We start from the raw sequence: 15,787 nt of genomic DNA, 5'->3' as shown, positions 1-15,787 counted from the left end.
GCAAAGGACCAGTGAGGACTCACGTGAGCACTGCCAAGCCTGTCGTACTCATCGCTGAAGAGCTGTCGCCCGCCACCGTCGACGCCCTGGGGCCGGACTTCGAGATCCGGCACTGCAACGGAGCCGACCGAGCGGAACTCCTGCCCGCCATCGCCGACGTGGACGCCATCCTCGTCCGCTCGGCGACCAAGGTCGACGCGGAGGCGATCGCCGCCGCGAAGAAACTGCGGGTCGTCGCCCGCGCCGGTGTCGGCCTCGACAACGTCGACGTCTCCGCCGCCACCAAGTCGGGCGTCATGGTCGTCAACGCGCCGACCTCCAACATCGTCACCGCCGCCGAGCTCGCCTGCGGCCTCATCCTCGCCACCGCCCGCAACATCCCGCAGGCCAACTCCGCCCTGAAGAACGGCGAGTGGAAGCGCTCGAAGTACAGCGGCGTCGAGCTGGCCGAGAAGACCCTCGGCGTCGTCGGCCTCGGCCGCATCGGCGCGCTGGTCGCCCAGCGGATGTCGGCCTTCGGCATGAAGGTCGTCGCGTACGACCCGTACGTGCAGCCCGCGCGCGCCGCCCAGATGGGCGTGAAGGTCCTGACGCTCGACGAGCTGCTCGAGGTCTCCGACTTCATCACCGTCCACCTGCCCAAGACCCCGGAGACCCTCGGTCTCATCGGCGACGAGGCCCTGCACAAGGTCAAGCCCGCCGTCCGGATCGTCAACGCGGCCCGTGGCGGCATCGTCGACGAGGCCGCGCTGTACTCGGCGCTCAAGGAGGGCCGCGTCGCGGGCGCCGGCCTGGACGTGTACGCGAAGGAGCCCTGCACGGACTCCCCGCTCTTCGAGCTCGACCAGGTCGTCTGCACCCCGCACCTCGGCGCGTCCACCGACGAGGCGCAGGAGAAGGCCGGTATCGCCGTCGCCAAGTCGGTGCGCCTCGCGCTCGCCGGTGAGCTGGTCCCCGACGCGGTCAACGTCCAGGGCGGCGTCATCGCCGAGGACGTACGTCCGGGCCTGCCGCTCGCCGAGAAGCTCGGCCGGATCTTCACCGCGCTGGCGGGCGAGGTCGCGGCCCGCCTCGACGTCGAGGTATACGGCGAGATCACCCAGCACGACGTCAAGGTGCTCGAACTCTCCGCGCTCAAGGGCGTGTTCGAGGACGTCGTCGACGAGACGGTCTCCTACGTCAACGCACCGCTGTTCGCGCAGGAGCGCGGTGTCGAGGTCCGCCTCACCACCAGCAGCGAGTCGCCCGAGCACCGCAACGTGGTGACCGTGCGCGGCACCCTCACCGGCGGCGAGGAGGTCTCGGTCTCCGGCACGCTGGCCGGTCCGAAGAACCTCAAGAAGATCGTCGCCATCGGCGAGTACGACGTGGACCTGGCGCTCGCCGACCACATGGTCGTCCTGCGCTACCAGGACCGTCCGGGCGTCGTCGGCACGGTGGGCCGCGTCCTCGGCGAGGCCGGGCTGAACATCGCGGGCATGCAGGTCGCCCGCGCCGACGCCGGTGGCGAGGCCCTCGCGGTCCTCACCGTCGACGACACGGTGCCGCAGGCGGTGCTGGTGGAGCTGGCGGAGGAGATCGGCGCCGCTTCGGTGCGGTCGGTCAACCTGGCTGACTAGTGCGGTAGTTGGGCCCTGCGCGCCCCCGTCCCGGACGATTGTCCGGGGCGGGGGCGCGTTTGCGTTCGGGGGCCCTTCCGTTTCCGGTCCGGCGGGAGGTGCGGGGTGGTTCCGCTCGGGCAGAGGGGGCCCCGGCCCCGCCCCTTTCCCTCAACCCGCAGAGGCATGGGTGTGGGTGAGTGGGGGGTTGCTCGCGCAGTTCCCCGCGCCCCTTGGGTGTGGGCGGTGGGCCCGGAGGGGGGTCCTGGGGCCCATGACGGGTGGGGCGGCGGGGCCTAGCGTGAGGCGTCCCGTGGAGCATTCCGCTTGCGGGGCACGGCAGTTGGGGTGATGCATGTCTGCGCTCGGCGGCATACCTGCGGGGCCGGTTCCGGTACGCACCGGGCCGCCCCCGCTTCCGTTTCCCGTGGCGGCCGTGCGGGCGTTGGCGTACCTCCTGTTCGGGCTCAGCCTGCTGGGCGGGCTCGGGCTGCTCGGGTCGGGGCTCGCGGTGGACGGGCCGTTGGCCGAGCTCCTCGGGCTCGTGCTGTACGGGGCCGCGCCCGGGGTGGCGGGGATGCTGCTGGCGCGCCGGGTGCGTACCGGTGGGCGGCGGGTGTGGGGCGGGCTGGTCGCCGTACAGCTGTGGGTGGTTGCGGGGGCCGTCGGCAATGTCGGGGGTGGGTCCGGGCGCGGGTTCGCACAGTTGGTGCTGCCGCTGGTCACCCTGTGGTTCCTGACGCGGGCACAGAGCCGGGAGTGGTTCCGGCGGCCGGGGCGCGGGGAGTTACGGCGGCCGCGGGGGTGGCGGTTCTCGCTGCCCCGGATGATCCGGTGGCGGCGGGACCAGGGGCAGTCGACCGCCGAGTACGCCGGGCTCGTCGTCATCATCGCGGGCATCGTGCTGGCGCTCACGCTGACCGGCTTCGGCGGCCGGATCGTGGACGGGATACGTACGGCCGTCTGCTCCATCACGAGCGGCACCGACTGCGGGGGCGGTGGCGGAGGCGGCGGCGAGCCGCAGGCCCAGCCGCCGAAGGGTGGTACGGGCGGGGGAGCGGGCGGCGCGGGCGGTGCGGACGCCTGGGGTGCGGTGGGCGGGACGGGGGGTGGGCCCGGGGGTGGTGCCGGGGGTGCCGGAGGCGCGGGTGGTGCCGGTGCTGCGGGCGGAGGCGCGGGTGGTGCCGGCGGTGCGGCTGGTGGTGCTGGCGGCACCGGGGACGCGGGCGGTGCCGGGGGTGCCGGGGGTGCCGGTGAGGATGTGGCGCCCGTCGACGGTCTCGGTCAGCAGGACGGCGAGGGCCTGCCCGGTGAGGAGCAGGAGCCCGAGGCCCAGTACGACGTACCGGAGCCCGATCCGGACGATCCCCAGCAGCAGGTCGACGACAAGCAGCCGCCGGAGGAGGACAAGGAGGAAGAGGAGGACTGCTCCGGCTGGGGCATGTTCGGGTGCGCCGCCGACAAGGTCGGGCAGGCCTTCCAGGGCATCGTCGTCGACGGGATCGGCGGCGACATCAGCGGCTTCTTCGGCCTGTTCAGCGCGGACACCTGGACCGGCATCGCCGACTACGGCAAGCAGATCGGCAGCGAGTGGGCCGACAACGCCAAGGACGCGCCCGGCAAGTGGGCGAGCGGCGACTACTTCGGGGCCCTTGGAGACGTGGGCACCGCCACCGGCAAGTCCGTCCTCGGGCTCGCCGACGACCTCTTCGTCGGCGACGAGGTGCGCGAGCGCTGGAACAACGGCCAGAAGACCCGCGCCGCCGCCAACGTCGTCTGGAACATCGGCTCCCTCTTCATCCCCGGCTACGACGCCGCCAAGGTCGCCGGGAAGTTCACCCACCTGGGCAAGGCCGCCAAGGGCGTCGCCGAGGCGGCGGAAGCGGCCGGGGACGCGGGCGCCGCCGCCAAGCGGGCCCGCAAGGCGGCCGAGGCGGGGGATGTGGAGGGGGCCCGGAAGGCCGCCAAGGAGGCGGACGAGGCCGCGGACAAGGCGGAGGACCGGGCGCGGAGGACAGGGTGTTCGATCGCCCTGCCGTACGCCCCGGGAGTGCCCGGAGTGGCTGGCTCCGGTACGGGCCTCATCGCGGCCGGGGCCGCGCCCCGTATGCGCTACCTCGCGGACGAGGGCTGCGACACGACCGCCAAGAAGCAGGCGGAGGAGGCCCGGAAGCAGGAGCGGGAGGCGTGGGTGGCCCGCAAGAGCGCGGAGGAGCCCGCCCGCGCGGAGAAGGCCGAGGCGAGGATCGCCAGGGAACGTGCCGAGCGTCCGGCCCCCGAGCGCGGCGACACCAACGATGCCCGCAACTACAACCCCCCGGACTGGGCCGAGCACCTGAAGACCCCGGAGCTGGGCTCCGCCGATGGGGCGGAGGGCTACTGGGCCTTCCGTGACCGCAACCCTCCGCCCGAGCAGCGGTATGAGTCCTGGCGCCGCTACCAGGAACAGGTCACCGGGGTGGAGCGCACGCGGGAGTACGTCATCCCGCACCCCGTGAAGGGGGAGAAGGCGGTGGAGTACGACGGTTGGGACTCCGCGAGGAACACCTTCGTGGAGGCCAAGAACGGGTACGAGAGCTATCTCGACGGCACCAAGAAGAAGCTGACCCCGTCGGGTACGAAGAAGTTCGTGGACGAGGCGGAGCGGCAGGTGGCCGCGTCCGGGGGCCGCCCCGTCGAATGGGTCTTCTCCCGCAAGGACGTGGCGGACGCCGCGGCCCTGGCGTTCGAGGACGCGGGCCTGGAGAGCGTCACGGTCCGGCACGTCCCCGCCAAGCCCGGAGGCAAACGGAAGCCGGAGGCATTTGACTAACCTGTCCAGGGCGCAGGCGAGTTGGGCATCCCCCGCACGGAGCGGAAGCACAGGGCAGGACACGTTACGGAGGCATGGAATGGACCGGATTGTGCGGGGCTTCTGGGGTCCTCGCGAGGAGACCGTCGCGGAACTCGCCCCGAAGTGGAAGGCGACCCTGGACCTGTTGGCGGAGCTTCTGCCCGCCGCGTTCGCCTCGCAGGGCGAGAGCTGGATGCGGATCGCCGACAACGGGCCGGCCGTTGAGTTCCCCACCGACGGGCCCGCCGTCGAAGCCGCGCTTCGGGCCGAGCTGGAGAAGGACGGATGGTCCGACCAGACCGGCATCGCGCCGTCCCTGATGCGGCGGGGAGAGCACAGTTGGCAGATCGAGGTGAGTGGGCGCACCGGCGGAGTCTCCGAGTTCCTCACGCAGATGGTCCTGATCAAGATGACCTCCCCGGACGACGCCGCTGTGCCGGAAACCGACCTCATGGCTCGACTGAGCGAACTGTGGGACCCCGACTACGGCGATGTGAGCGACCCCGACACCCGCAAGGTCTTCCGGGAGCGGGGCGGTCAGGTGCAACCGTCCGTCGGCCGCGTCGGCTATCTCTCCTCGGCCCGCGCCGCCCTCGTCCCCGACGACCTGAAGGCGGTAAGCACCGTCCTCACCTCCGGCGGTGTCCTCCTCGACATCGCCGCGCCGGGCGACCACGAAACCGCACTCGCCGCCCATCTGCGCCTGCGCGAGTCCGGCGCACTCCAGCCGCTGCCCAAGCCGATGGACCGGAGCAAGCTGTGAACGCACGCGGCGGCGAGTCCTTCGAGGCGGGGCGTGCCCGGGCCGAGATCGAGGCACTCCTCGCCGGGCCGGTCCCGGCGTCCGGGCCGACGGCCGACGAGCGGCAGAAGTACACCGGGAACTGGCTGTCCTCCCGGGGCGCGGGCTTCGTGATCGCCGAACTCTGGGCGGGGGAGAACCTGGATGGGGTGTACGGCCGCGAATGGGACGCCGCCGAGGAGCAGGCCTCCGGTCATCTCGACGCACTGGCGGCGGAGTTGGACGCCCGCTGGGGTGCGCACGAGGAAGTCGGCATGGCGGTGGCGGTCTTCCGGGCGACGGCCGACGAACCCGTACCGCCGCTCTGTACGGAGCTGCGCCGCCTCGACGCCTTCGGGGATCTGCGGGTCTGGGGCCCCGTACGCGCGCCCGGCGGCGACGCCGACCGCTGGGTCGGGATCTCCGTCAACCAGATCGACGGCGACACCCCGCACTTCCTGATCGCCGTCGTGACGGACCGGCCGATCAGGGAATTGCGGGAGGGCGAGGAGTTGCCCGCCGTGGAAGTGGCCCCGGCCCGGGAGGCTCCCGCCGAGGTCCGGACACCGGCGGTGGAGGTCACGAGCCGTGTCGTACGGGCGTTCTGGGGCCCTCGTCGCGAGTCGCCGGAAGAGCTCGCGGCGCGCTGGGTGCCGACGTTGCGGCGCATCGCCGAACTCGTGCCCGCAGCGGGCCCCCAGGGCGAGAACCCGTGGACCTGGTACCGGATCGCCCTCAACGGCCCGGCCGTCCCACTGGTGGCTGACGTCGATTCTCTGGCCCGGGCCCTCGCCCAGGAGGACGGAGGCCTTTCCCTCGTGATCGAGGGCGACGAGGGGTGGAAGGTCTCCCTCAGCAGCAACGCCGGTCACGAGAGCGAATACCTCAAGCAGTCGCTGGTCTGCTCCGTGTACGCCCCTGGCTCCGCCCGTGTGCCGGAGGATGAACTCCTCGCGTCCGTGGCCGAGTTGTGGGACCCCGACACCGGCAACGTCCTGGACGACGACGTCTTCGACATCCTGAGCGAACGGGCCGACCATCAACCGGGGGACGAGAGCACCGGCTGGCTGATGTACCTCTCGGCGGCCCGCGCCGCCCTCGTCCCCGACGACCTGAAGGCCGTCCGCACCCCGCTCTCCACCGGCGGAGTCCTCCTCGACATCGCCCCGCCCGGCGACCTCGAAGCCGTACTCGCCACCCATCTGCGCCTGCGCGACTCCGGTGCGCTCCAGCCGCTGCCGAGGCCGATGGACCGCGGCAAGCTCTGAACAGGGACGGCCGACGGCTCAGAGCTTGGCGGCCTTCAGGGACATGTGGAGGAGGAGGCGGTCCTCGCCCTCGTGCAGGTCGAGGCCGGTGAGCTGCTCCACCCGGGAGAGCCGGTAGTAGAGGGTCTGGCGGTGGATGTTCAGGGCCGTAGCCGTGCGGCCCGCCTGGCCCGCGCAGTCGAGGAACACCTCGGCGGTGCGGGCCAGTTCGGCGTGCGCGGGGGTGAGGAGGGGGCTGACGGCGGGGTCCACCGGGTGGCCGGGGCCGCTGTCGGGGAGTGCTGCCAGCAGGCGGTACGGGCCGATGGCCGACCACTCCGCCACGGGGCCCAGGTGAGGGCGGGCCAGCGCCGCCCGGGCGGCGGCGGACGCCTCGCGCCAGGCGGCGGGCAGGTCGGCGAGGCTGCGCACCGGGGTGCTGAGGCCGACGGCCCGGCCGGCGGCCGCGTTCGCACCCGCGCCCGCACTCGTGCCCGCGCCGGACCCCAGCAGCGCCCGCGCCGCCCCGTGCGCCGGGCCCAGGTCCGCGCCCGCACTCAGCCGGACCAGCGCGGCCAGGCGCGGACCGGACGCGCCCGGCACCGGGACCAGGGTCAGCACGGAAGCGCCCGGGACCGTACGCACACCCGGGACGGGGTCCTGCCACGGGGCGGCGCACAGGAGTCCGTAGGGGCCGCCCGCGCCCAGTGGAGCGGAGAGTGTGGCCAGGGCCGAAGCGCGGCGTTCGTCGGAGTCGGAGGTCAGGAGGGCGTTCAGGTGGGGGCCGAGGTCGGCGCGGGCCCGGGCCTCGTCCGCGAGCTGGGCCCCGATCCGGCCGCACACCGTCATCGCGGCGTCGAGGGACGCGTCGGGCAGGGAGGGCGCCGCGCCGCCTTCGGAGTCGGCGGCCAGCAGCCAGACGTACCCGTAGACGGTGCCCCTGTGACGTACGGGAAGACAGAGGCGGCCGCGCAGGACGCCCGCCGCCGGGTCCGCCGGGATGCGGACCGGGCCCGCGGCGGAGGTGATGCCGAAGCGTTCGAACCAGGCGCGGACCTCCGAGGTGGAGCGCCGGGTCAGGATCGAGCGGGTGCGGACCGGGTCCATGGCGCCCGCGTCCTCGCTGTCGTGCGCGCCGAAGGCGATCAGCCGGAAATCCCGGTCCTCCAGGGTGGCGGGGGCGCCGAGGAGCGCGGAGATTTCGTCGACCAGGTCCTGGTAATCGGCATTCACGCCCCCATTCTCGCACCGGCCCACGGCATCTTCAGACATCTGTATGAGGCAGGGCTTCCGGATGCGTGACAGCTGTCGATAGTCCAGGCTCGGCGCGATACCTAGATTTCACCGTGGTTATCCGTGCCGTCCCAGTTCTGTCACAAAAGACCTGGTAGACGGCCCCTTCGACACTTATTCGTGGAGGTGCCCCGTGCTGGGTCCCGTGATCCTCGCCGCATCGCGCAGCGACCAGATGCGCCGTTTCGTCTCGGCTGCGCCGGGCACCAAGCAGGTCGTGGACCGGTTCATCGCCGGTGAGTCCGTCGACCAGGTCGTGCCGATCGTCAAGGACGCCGCCGCCAAGGGCCTCGAAGTGACCCTCGACGTCGTCGGCGAGGACATCACGACGCGCGAGCAGTCGTACGCCGCCCGTGACGCGTACCTCGACCTGATCGCGCACCTCAAGGACCTGGGGCTCGGCACCCGCGCCGAGATGTCCGTGAAGCTGTCCATGTTCGGGCAGGCGCTGGAGGGCGGCCACGAGCTCGCCCTCGCGAACGTCCGTCCCGTCGTCGAGGCCGCCGCCGCGATCGGCACGACGGTCACCCTGGACGCCGAGGACCACTCCACCCTCGACTCGATGTTCGCCATCCACGAGGAGCTGCGGAAGGACTTCCCGCAGACCGGCTGCGTCATCCAGGCGTACCTCTTCCGCACCGAGGACGACGCCCGCCGCCTGGCCGCCAACGGCAGCCGCGTGCGCATCGTGAAGGGCGCCTACAAGGAGCCCTCCTCCGTCGCGTACCAGGACAAGGCCGAGATCGACAAGGCGTACGTCCGCATCACGCGCATCCTGATGGAGGGCGACGGCTACCCGATGATCGGGTCCCACGACCCGCGCCTGATCGCCATCGCGCAGGAGCTGGGCCGCCGCGCAGGGCGCAAGCTGGACGAGTACGAGTTCCAGATGCTGTACGGCATCCGCAGCGAGGAGCACGTGCGGCTGGCCGCCGAGGGGCACCGGATGCGCGTCTACACGGCGTACGGCACCGACTGGTACGGCTACTTCATGCGCCGCCTCGCCGAGAAGCCCGCGAACCTGCTCTTCTTCGGGCGCTCGGTCCTCACCAAGAACTGATCCCCCCACGGGATCCACCCCGGGGTCCCCCGGACCCCGCCCCCCCACACTTCTCGTCCCCGACGACACCCCGACGCAAGGAGCCAAGGAACACATGGACGCAGTGACCCAGGTCCCCGCCCCGGTCAACGAGCCGGTGCACTCCTACGCCCCCGGTTCGCCGGAGCGCGCCCGCCTGGAGGCCAAGCTCAAGGAGCTGGCCGAGAACCCGATCGACCTGCCGTGCACCATCAACGGTGAGAAGCGGATGGGTGGCGGCGACCGTTTCGACGTCCGCCAGCCGCACAACCACACGTCCGTCATCGGTACGTACGCCAACGCCACCACCCAGGACGCCCAGGACGCGATCGACGCCGCCCTGGCCGCCGCCCCGGCGTGGCGCGCGATGTCCTTCGACGACCGCGCCGCGATCATCCTGCGCGCCGCCGAGCTGCTGAGCGGCCCCTGGCGCGAGACGCTGGCCGCCTCCACCATGCTCGGCCAGTCGAAGACCGCCCAGCAGGCCGAGATCGACACCCCGTGCGAGCTCGTCGACTTCTGGCGCTTCAACGTCAAGTACGCCCGCGACATCCTCTCCGAGCAGCCCCCGGCGAACGCGCCCGGCGTGTGGAACCGCATGGACCACCGCCCGCTCGAAGGCTTCGTGTACGCGATCACGCCGTTCAACTTCACGGCCATCGCGGGCAACCTCCCCACCGCCCCGGCCCTGATGGGCAACGTCGTCGTGTGGAAGCCGTCCCCGACGCAGACCCACGCCGCCGTGCTGCTCATGCAGCTCCTGGAGGAGGCCGGGCTGCCCAAGGGCGTCATCAACCTGGTCACCGGTGACGGCATCGCCGTCTCCGAGGTCGCCCTCAACCACCGCGACCTGGCCGGCATCCACTTCACCGGGTCCACCCCGACCTTCCAGTACCTGTGGAAGACGGTCGGCGAGAACATCGCGAAGTACCGCACGTACCCGCGTCTCGTCGGCGAGACGGGCGGCAAGGACTTCGTCGTCGCGCACCCCAGCGCCGACCGCGCCGTCCTGAAGACGGCCCTGACCCGTGGCTCCTTCGAGTACCAGGGCCAGAAGTGCTCGGCCTCCTCGCGCGCCTACGTTCCGGCCTCCATCTGGAACGACGGGTTCAAGGAGGAGTTCGCGGCCGAGGTCGACGGCATCACCATGGGTGACGTCACCAACCTCGACAACTTCATCGGCGCCGTCATCGACGAGCGGTCCTTCGCGAAGAACAAGGCCGCGATCGACCGGGCCGCCGCGGACCCGTCGTGCACGATCGTCGCCGGTGGCACGTACGACGACTCGGTGGGCTACTTCGTGCGCCCGACCGTCATCGAGTGCTCGGACCCGGCCAACGAGGTCTTCACGACCGAGTACTTCGGCCCGATCCTGGCCGTGCACGTGTACGAGGACGACCAGTACGACGCGATGCTGGAGCAGATGGAGTCGGTCTCCGACTACGCCCTGACCGGCGCCGTCATCTCCAACGACCGCGCCGCGGCCGCCCACACGATGGAGAAGCTGCGCTTCGCCGCGGGCAACTTCTACATCAACGACAAGTCGACGGGCGCGGTCGTCGGCCAGCAGCCGTTCGGTGGAGGCCGCGCCTCCGGTACGAACGACAAGGCGGGCGCCCCCCAGAACCTCCAGCGGTGGACGCTGACGCGGGCCATCAAGGAGACGCTGGTCCCGCCGACCGACTACCGCTACCCGCACCAGGGCTGAGGCCCGTGCGCGCCGCTTCGGCGGCGCCCTTGAACCCCGCCCCCGTCCGACCCCACATCGGACGGGGGCGGTGCCATACCCGGGGGCGCGAGCGCCCCGACTCCGGAGGCCTTCCTCCGCCCCGGGCCCCTTGGGCTCCGCCCCTTCACCTGGAGCGCTTTGCCGCGCGGCTTGTGGGTGGCTGGTCGCGCAGTTCCCCGCGCCCCTGACGGCATGCCCTCCGGGCAGCCATGTCCCCTGCGGCGAAGCCGCCCCGTCCCCCTTACCCCTTCCCCGTAGCCCCCCTTGGGCGGCGGGGCCGCCCCCGGGGGGCGGGACGGGCGGGCAAGGGGGCGGCTCCTCCCGCTCCCGGCCCACCCGGGTGCCGCCCCTTGGCCCAGCCCCTGTGCCGGACGCGCGTCACCGCCCGGGTTCCGGGCCCGCCTCCCGGCACCGGGCATGCGCAGCTCTGCCCCGCCGGGGCAAGGGGGTCCCCAGCCCCGCCCCTTCACCTAAACCCGCGGGGGCATGGGACGGTTCCGTGCGGGTGAGTGGGTGGCTGGGCGCGCAGTTCCCCGCGCCCCTGAAGGGGCGCCCAGCGCGGCGGAGCCGCAGACAGGCGTCGAAGTAGGCGTCAGAGCTTGCGCCAGCGGGCCATCGCGAAGGAGAAGACGCCGAACAGCATCAGCCCCACCGCCAGCACCACCAGCAGCCACGGGCCCACCGGGGTCTCCCGGAAGCTGCGGATCGTGTCGTCCATGCCCTTGGCCTTGTTCGCGTCGAACGTCACGGCTGCCGCCACCGCGAAGCCGCCGGCCACCATGAAGACCAGGCCGCGTGCCACCCCGCCACCGACACCGGTGACGTCCACGAACTGCCGGGTCCGGCGGGACATCTCGCCCATCTTCAGTTCCTTGTGGTACTTGCGCCGGATCGCCTGGACGGCGATGCCCACGCCGATCCCGACGACCACCAGCGCCGCCACGCCGACCAGCCACTGCCCGGCCGGGAGCTCCATCGCCTTCGCCGTGATGTCCTGCGACTCCTTGTCGCTGGCACCGTCGCCGCTGCTCTTGCTGCCGACGGCGAAGGCCAGCACCGAGTACGAGACGAAGCCGTAGAAGACGAACATGACGGCGGCCAGCGCGCGCTTCTTCGGCTTGTCGCCGTCGGGGCCCACCGAGCCGAACACCGCCTCCGTCAACTGCCACAGGGACATCGCGAGCAGCCCGATGCCCAGGGCCCACAGCAGGACCTTCCCGAACGGCTTCTCCGCTATCTCCGCGAGTGCCCCGCCCTGGTCGGCGGACTTGCTTCCGCCGCCGAGGGCGATCTGCAGCGCGAGTGCCCCGATGAGCAGGTGGATCACCCCGCGCGCGGCGAACCCCGCGCGGGCCGCGTACTTCATGGTGTCGCTGCGGGCGGCCCGCCTTGCCGTTCCGGTCGCACTCGTGGCGTTCATACGGGTTCGCCTCCAGCCTCTCTCGTCGGCAGGCGTGTGCCCCGGGTGGGGGTACGGAAACGAACGCGTGCGCGTAGGGGTAGGTGCTGCGAGGCCTCAGAGGTCGAGGTCGAGGTCGAGGTCGGGGCCCGGGTCGGGGGAGCAGCGCTGGTGGAGGAACTCGTTCACGGCCTGATTCCGGCCGAACTCGGCGACGGCCTTGCAAGGGCGGTCATTCGGGCGACACCGGGTGCGAGAAGAGCAGGTCCTGTTCGTGTACGGGGACAGGATCCGGCGCTGCCTCCGGCAGAGGGTCGGGTTCCGGCGGCGGTGGGGAGCTGCGCGGTCCGAACCTCGTCGTTGCCTCCGGGGCGGTCTCGGTGTCCACTCTTCCTGCGGCTGGGACGGCGCGAGGGGACCGAGGGGTTCCCTCCAGAGGGGAGGGGCGATGTTCGAGGTGCGGCCGGAGGAAGGGTTGGTCCTGCCGTGCGGTGCCGGGACGCTTGCCTTCGGGATGGGGGAGCGGGACGCCCAGTGGGCCGTTGCGACGCTGTGTGATGTGCGGGAGGCGTGGGTGTGCGGGCTGGAGTGGTCCTTCGGGGCCGTGTACGAGGGGCTGGAGTTGCTGGTGGGCGGGGAGAGGGGAGGGGGGTTGAACACCGTGTACCTGGAGCGGGTGGGGCCTCCGCTCGGGCCCGCCGCCGTGCCCGTCGTGCTGGACGGCGTCGACGTGTGCGGGTACCCGCAGGACGAGGTGCAGGAGGCGCTGGCCGGGGGGCCGTCGTACCGCTCGTTGAGGTTGTGGCGCAGTCACCTTCCGGATGCCTATCTGCATTCCGTGCAGCTCAGCTCCATCCGAGGACGATCAGCGTGAGGGCGACCGTGAAACCCGTGCCGAGCAGGACCACGTACCCCGGATAGAACCTCCGCCAGCGGCGCATCAGCATCCCGAAGGCGGCGAAGGCCAGTCCCACCGTGAGGGTGCGGGTGCCGCGCGCCTGGGCGGAGGCGAGCAGCCAGGCGCCGGCGGGGGCGTCCGCGCGGCCCGCCTCGGCCGCGTACACCTTGAAGGGGATGCCGTTCCAGGGCTGGTGGCGGACGGCGGCCGCGCCTTCGGTGGCGAGCTGGGTGCGGACGGTGGCGTGCATGCGGTCGGTGGTGAGGGGAGCGGGCAAGTGCACGCCGGTGGCCGCCAGTTGGAGCGCGAGGAGGCTTCCGGCGAGGCTGCCCGCGAGGGCGGTGAAGGAGAGCTTCAGGGCGGCGCGCGGAGCGGCCACGCACGCGACGGCGAGGAGGAGTTCCGGCATGAGCGGCCAGCTCAGGGCCTCCGCGCCCGCCCAGAGGAAGGCGAGTGGCAGCCCCCACCGGGAAGCGGCGACGGCTGCGATCCGGCGGCGTACCACCGAGTCCCGGAGGGTTTCGTCGTTCGTACGGCGATGGAGTGCGGCCACCGCCTCGCGGGCCTCCTCCGGGGTGACCGTCGGCGGCAGCGGGTCGCCGATCCGGATGCGGACCAGGGTGGAGCGCAGCTTGCCGTGCTTGGGGAGGAGGCGGTCGGTGCCCGCGATGCCGACCGGGACGACGGGGACGTTCGCGTGCTCCGCGAGGAGAAGCGCACCCCGGTGGAAGGAGCCCAGCCCGGCGTCGGCCCCGCTGGTGCGGGTGCCCTCCGGGAAGAGGACCACCGCGCGGCCCGCCCGCAGGTCGTCGCTCATCGCGAGGAGGTCGTCCATGCCACCGCCCTTGCGGCGTACGGGAAAACCCGCCGCGAGCCGGCGGCAGATCCGGCTGCGCCACGGGGAGGCGAACCAGTAGTCCGCCGCCGCGCCGATCGCCGGGGTGTGCCGGGCGTCGAGCGCGGCGAGCAGGGCGGCGGTGTCGGCGTGCGAGGAGTGGTTCGCGACGACGACGCAGCCGCCCCGGGGGAGCCGCCCCCGGCGCTCGACGCCGCCGGTGAGGGTGAGGACGCCCCACCACAGGGCGCGGCGCAGGAACGCCGTGCCCCGGCGCGGGGCGGGGACGGTGAGGTCCTTGGCGGTCAGGGAGGGGAGGGTGGCCGTGCGGGTGGTCGTGCGCAGGGTCCCGCGCAGCGTCGTACGCAGCTTCGTACGCATCAGAGGGTCACCGCCATCGCGAACAGGAGGGCCAGGAGCAGGGAGTCGATACGGTCGAGCAGGCCGCCGAAGCCGGGCAGCCAGGAGCCCGCGTCCTTCACGCCGGACTCCCGCTTGACCAGGGACTCCAGGAGATCGCCCAGGAGGCAGCCGAGGAGGACCGCCGCCCACAGGGTGGGGGTGAAGGCGCCGACTGCCGTGAGGGCGGCGGCAGTTGCTGCCGCGCAGCCGACGACTCCGGCCCAGGTCTTGTTCGGGGAGATGGGGGAGAGGCGGCGGGCCAGCGGTCCGCGCCGGCCGAGGGCGGTGCCGCCGCACCAGGCGCCGACGTCACCGAGGGCGACCGCGAGGCCGACGGCCAGGGCGGTGTCCTGCCCGAGGAGGACGAGGCCGGTGAGGGGCAGCGGAATCCAGAGCATGCCGAAGGCGGTGCGGGCGGTGCGGGTGAAGCCGTGTTCGGCGTCGCCGGTGAGGATCGCGGGGAGGGCGGCGGCGAGGAGGAGCAGGGCGGCGGTGCGGAGGTCGAGGGCGTGGGGGGCGAGGTGGGCGAGGGCGGGGAGGGTGAGGGCGGCTGCGGCCAGGGGGAGGAGGTCGGCGTACCGGGGCGGGATGGGGCGGTCGTCGGGGTGGGAGCCGGTGTCGCTGCCGAGCGGTATGGGCGGTGCGGGCGGGCCGACGAGGGGCGTCCGGCGCCGAGCCGGTCCGCCCGTGCCCGCCCGTTCCGCCCCCGGCGGAACCCGCGCCCACGAGCTGGCGGGGGGAGCGTGGGGGTTGGCCAGGGAAGGCATTGTTCCCGTTGCTGCGCCCCGCGCTGGAAGCGTCATCCGGCCGTACTCCAGGACACCCACCAGGCCCAGGCCCGCCGCCAGGGCGACCGCGCCCGGGGTGCCGAGCCACAGGGCGCCCACGTACAGCGGGGCCGCCAGGGCCCAGGTCCGCCAGCGCCTCCAGAGTTCGGCCCGCATCCGTACCCGTGCGGGGACCAGGGCGAGCGCCACCCCGCTCACGGCCAGGACCCCCGCCACCAGCACCGGCACCCGCGCGCTCACAGCGACCGCCACAGGCGGGCGCAGCGGACAACCGCCGTCAGGGCCGAGCCCGCGGCCAGCACCGCCAGCACGCCGAAGGCCCAGCCCGGTACCGCCGCCGCCACGACCACCAGCAGGCAGCGTTCCGTCTTGCCGACCGGGCCGCCGTTCAGGCGTTCCGCCCCCGCCGCCGCCCCCGCCAGGGAGACCCAGGAGGGAAGCGTGGCGGCCAGGGCGGCGACCGCCACCAGCCACAGCGGGGCGAGGGTGAGGAAACCCGCCAGGACAATCAAGTCGGCGGCTCGGTCGCCCAGTTCGTTGAGGAGTGCCCCGCGCCGGGTCGTGCGGCCCGTGTCGCGGGCCAGCGCCCCGTCCAGGTTCGCGAAGGCGAGCCGGGCCGCCAGCAGCACGGCCACCGGGAGCGCCGCCCCAGGCGCGGGCAGCCAGGCCAGCGTCGCCGCCGCCCCGGCCGCGCACACCACCCCTGCCGCCGTCAGCGCGTCGGGCGACACGCCCCGGCGGGCGAGCCGGGCGCGGACCCCGGACAGCCGGGCCGCGTACCAGGGTTTCAGGGCGTACAGCCCGGCCCCGGCGGAGGAGGGGGAGGTCTTCGTGGACATGGCCCCAACTCTGGTGCGGGGCACGGCCGTACGACACGGCGCAGCTACTCAAACGGCGCCTGAGTAC

General features: G+C 72.9%; 12 protein-coding genes. 7 read left to right on the top strand and 5 right to left on the bottom strand.

Annotated features, from left to right (window positions below; translation table 11 throughout):
* The first annotated feature begins 23 nt into the window (after positions 1–23).
* The 4 genes from serA (at position 24) to ACIO3O_RS17425 (ending at position 6,480) form a co-directional block, all read left to right on the top strand.
* Positions 24–1,619 carry a phosphoglycerate dehydrogenase gene (gene serA, locus ACIO3O_RS17440; protein ID WP_401746355.1) on the top strand — a complete coding sequence of 532 codons (1,596 nt, stop codon included), beginning with the start codon at positions 24–26 and terminating at the stop codon, positions 1,617–1,619.
* A gap of 415 nt (positions 1,620–2,034) precedes the next feature.
* Positions 2,035–4,410: a Tox-REase-5 domain-containing protein gene (locus tag ACIO3O_RS17435; RefSeq protein ID WP_401746353.1), complete on the top strand. Its 2,376-nt coding sequence runs from the start codon at positions 2,035–2,037 to the stop codon at positions 4,408–4,410.
* Between the two features lie 79 nt (positions 4,411–4,489).
* Positions 4,490–5,194, top strand: coding sequence for a hypothetical protein (locus tag ACIO3O_RS17430; protein WP_401746350.1), 705 nt, complete (start codon positions 4,490–4,492; stop codon positions 5,192–5,194).
* A complete protein-coding gene (locus ACIO3O_RS17425; RefSeq protein WP_401746347.1) occupies positions 5,191–6,480 on the top strand; it encodes a hypothetical protein in 1,290 nt (429 codons plus the stop codon). Before ACIO3O_RS17430 ends, ACIO3O_RS17425 begins: the two co-directional genes overlap by 4 nt.
* An 18-nt stretch (positions 6,481–6,498) precedes the next feature.
* Here ACIO3O_RS17425 and ACIO3O_RS17420 read toward each other — a convergent pair whose 3' ends face one another.
* A complete protein-coding gene (locus ACIO3O_RS17420; RefSeq protein WP_401746344.1) occupies positions 6,499–7,692 on the bottom strand; it encodes a PucR family transcriptional regulator in 1,194 nt (397 codons plus the stop codon).
* 193 nt (positions 7,693–7,885) lie between these two features.
* Between ACIO3O_RS17420 and ACIO3O_RS17415 the strand changes: the two genes are divergently transcribed.
* Entirely contained in the window at positions 7,886–8,812 is a 927-nt protein-coding gene (locus ACIO3O_RS17415; protein WP_401746341.1) for a proline dehydrogenase family protein, read from the top strand.
* A 94-nt stretch (positions 8,813–8,906) separates the two neighbouring features.
* Positions 8,907–10,538, top strand: coding sequence for an L-glutamate gamma-semialdehyde dehydrogenase (gene pruA / locus ACIO3O_RS17410; protein WP_401746340.1), 1,632 nt, complete (start codon positions 8,907–8,909; stop codon positions 10,536–10,538).
* A gap of 613 nt (positions 10,539–11,151) precedes the next feature.
* Here the strand turns inward: pruA and ACIO3O_RS17405 are convergent.
* On the bottom strand, positions 11,152–11,979 hold the full coding sequence (locus ACIO3O_RS17405; protein WP_401746337.1) for a DUF1206 domain-containing protein: 828 nt from the start codon (positions 11,977–11,979) through the stop codon (positions 11,152–11,154).
* Positions 11,980–12,406: 427 nt separating this feature from the next.
* Between ACIO3O_RS17405 and ACIO3O_RS17400 the strand changes: the two genes are divergently transcribed.
* Positions 12,407–12,832, top strand: coding sequence for a hypothetical protein (locus ACIO3O_RS17400; protein WP_401746335.1), 426 nt, complete (start codon positions 12,407–12,409; stop codon positions 12,830–12,832).
* On the opposite strand, the gene ACIO3O_RS17395 is transcribed toward ACIO3O_RS17400, so the two are convergent.
* The 3 genes from ACIO3O_RS17395 to ACIO3O_RS17385 are packed head-to-tail and all read right to left on the bottom strand — an operon-like array spanning position 12,804 to position 15,720.
* Positions 12,804–14,072: a lysophospholipid acyltransferase family protein gene (locus ACIO3O_RS17395; RefSeq protein WP_401746332.1), complete on the bottom strand. Its 1,269-nt coding sequence runs from the start codon at positions 14,070–14,072 to the stop codon at positions 12,804–12,806. The two genes, ACIO3O_RS17400 and ACIO3O_RS17395, sit on opposite strands and share 29 nt — an antisense overlap.
* A complete protein-coding gene (locus tag ACIO3O_RS17390) occupies positions 14,072–15,121 on the bottom strand; it encodes a phosphatidate cytidylyltransferase (protein ID WP_401746329.1) in 1,050 nt (349 codons plus the stop codon). Before ACIO3O_RS17390 ends, ACIO3O_RS17395 begins: the two co-directional genes overlap by 1 nt.
* The gene (locus ACIO3O_RS17385) at positions 15,118–15,720 is read right to left on the bottom strand and encodes a CDP-alcohol phosphatidyltransferase family protein (protein ID WP_401746326.1); all 603 of its coding nucleotides are present in this window, start codon (positions 15,718–15,720) and stop codon (positions 15,118–15,120) included. The genes ACIO3O_RS17390 and ACIO3O_RS17385 overlap by 4 nt, the downstream gene beginning before the upstream one ends.
* Between the last annotated feature and the right edge of the window lie 67 nt (positions 15,721–15,787).

The sequence above is a fragment of the Streptomyces sp. NPDC087440 genome (assembly GCF_044744005.1).
GTDB lineage: Bacteria > Actinomycetota > Actinomycetes > Streptomycetales > Streptomycetaceae > Streptomyces.
This window is presented reverse-complemented; position numbering and strand designations above follow the sequence as displayed.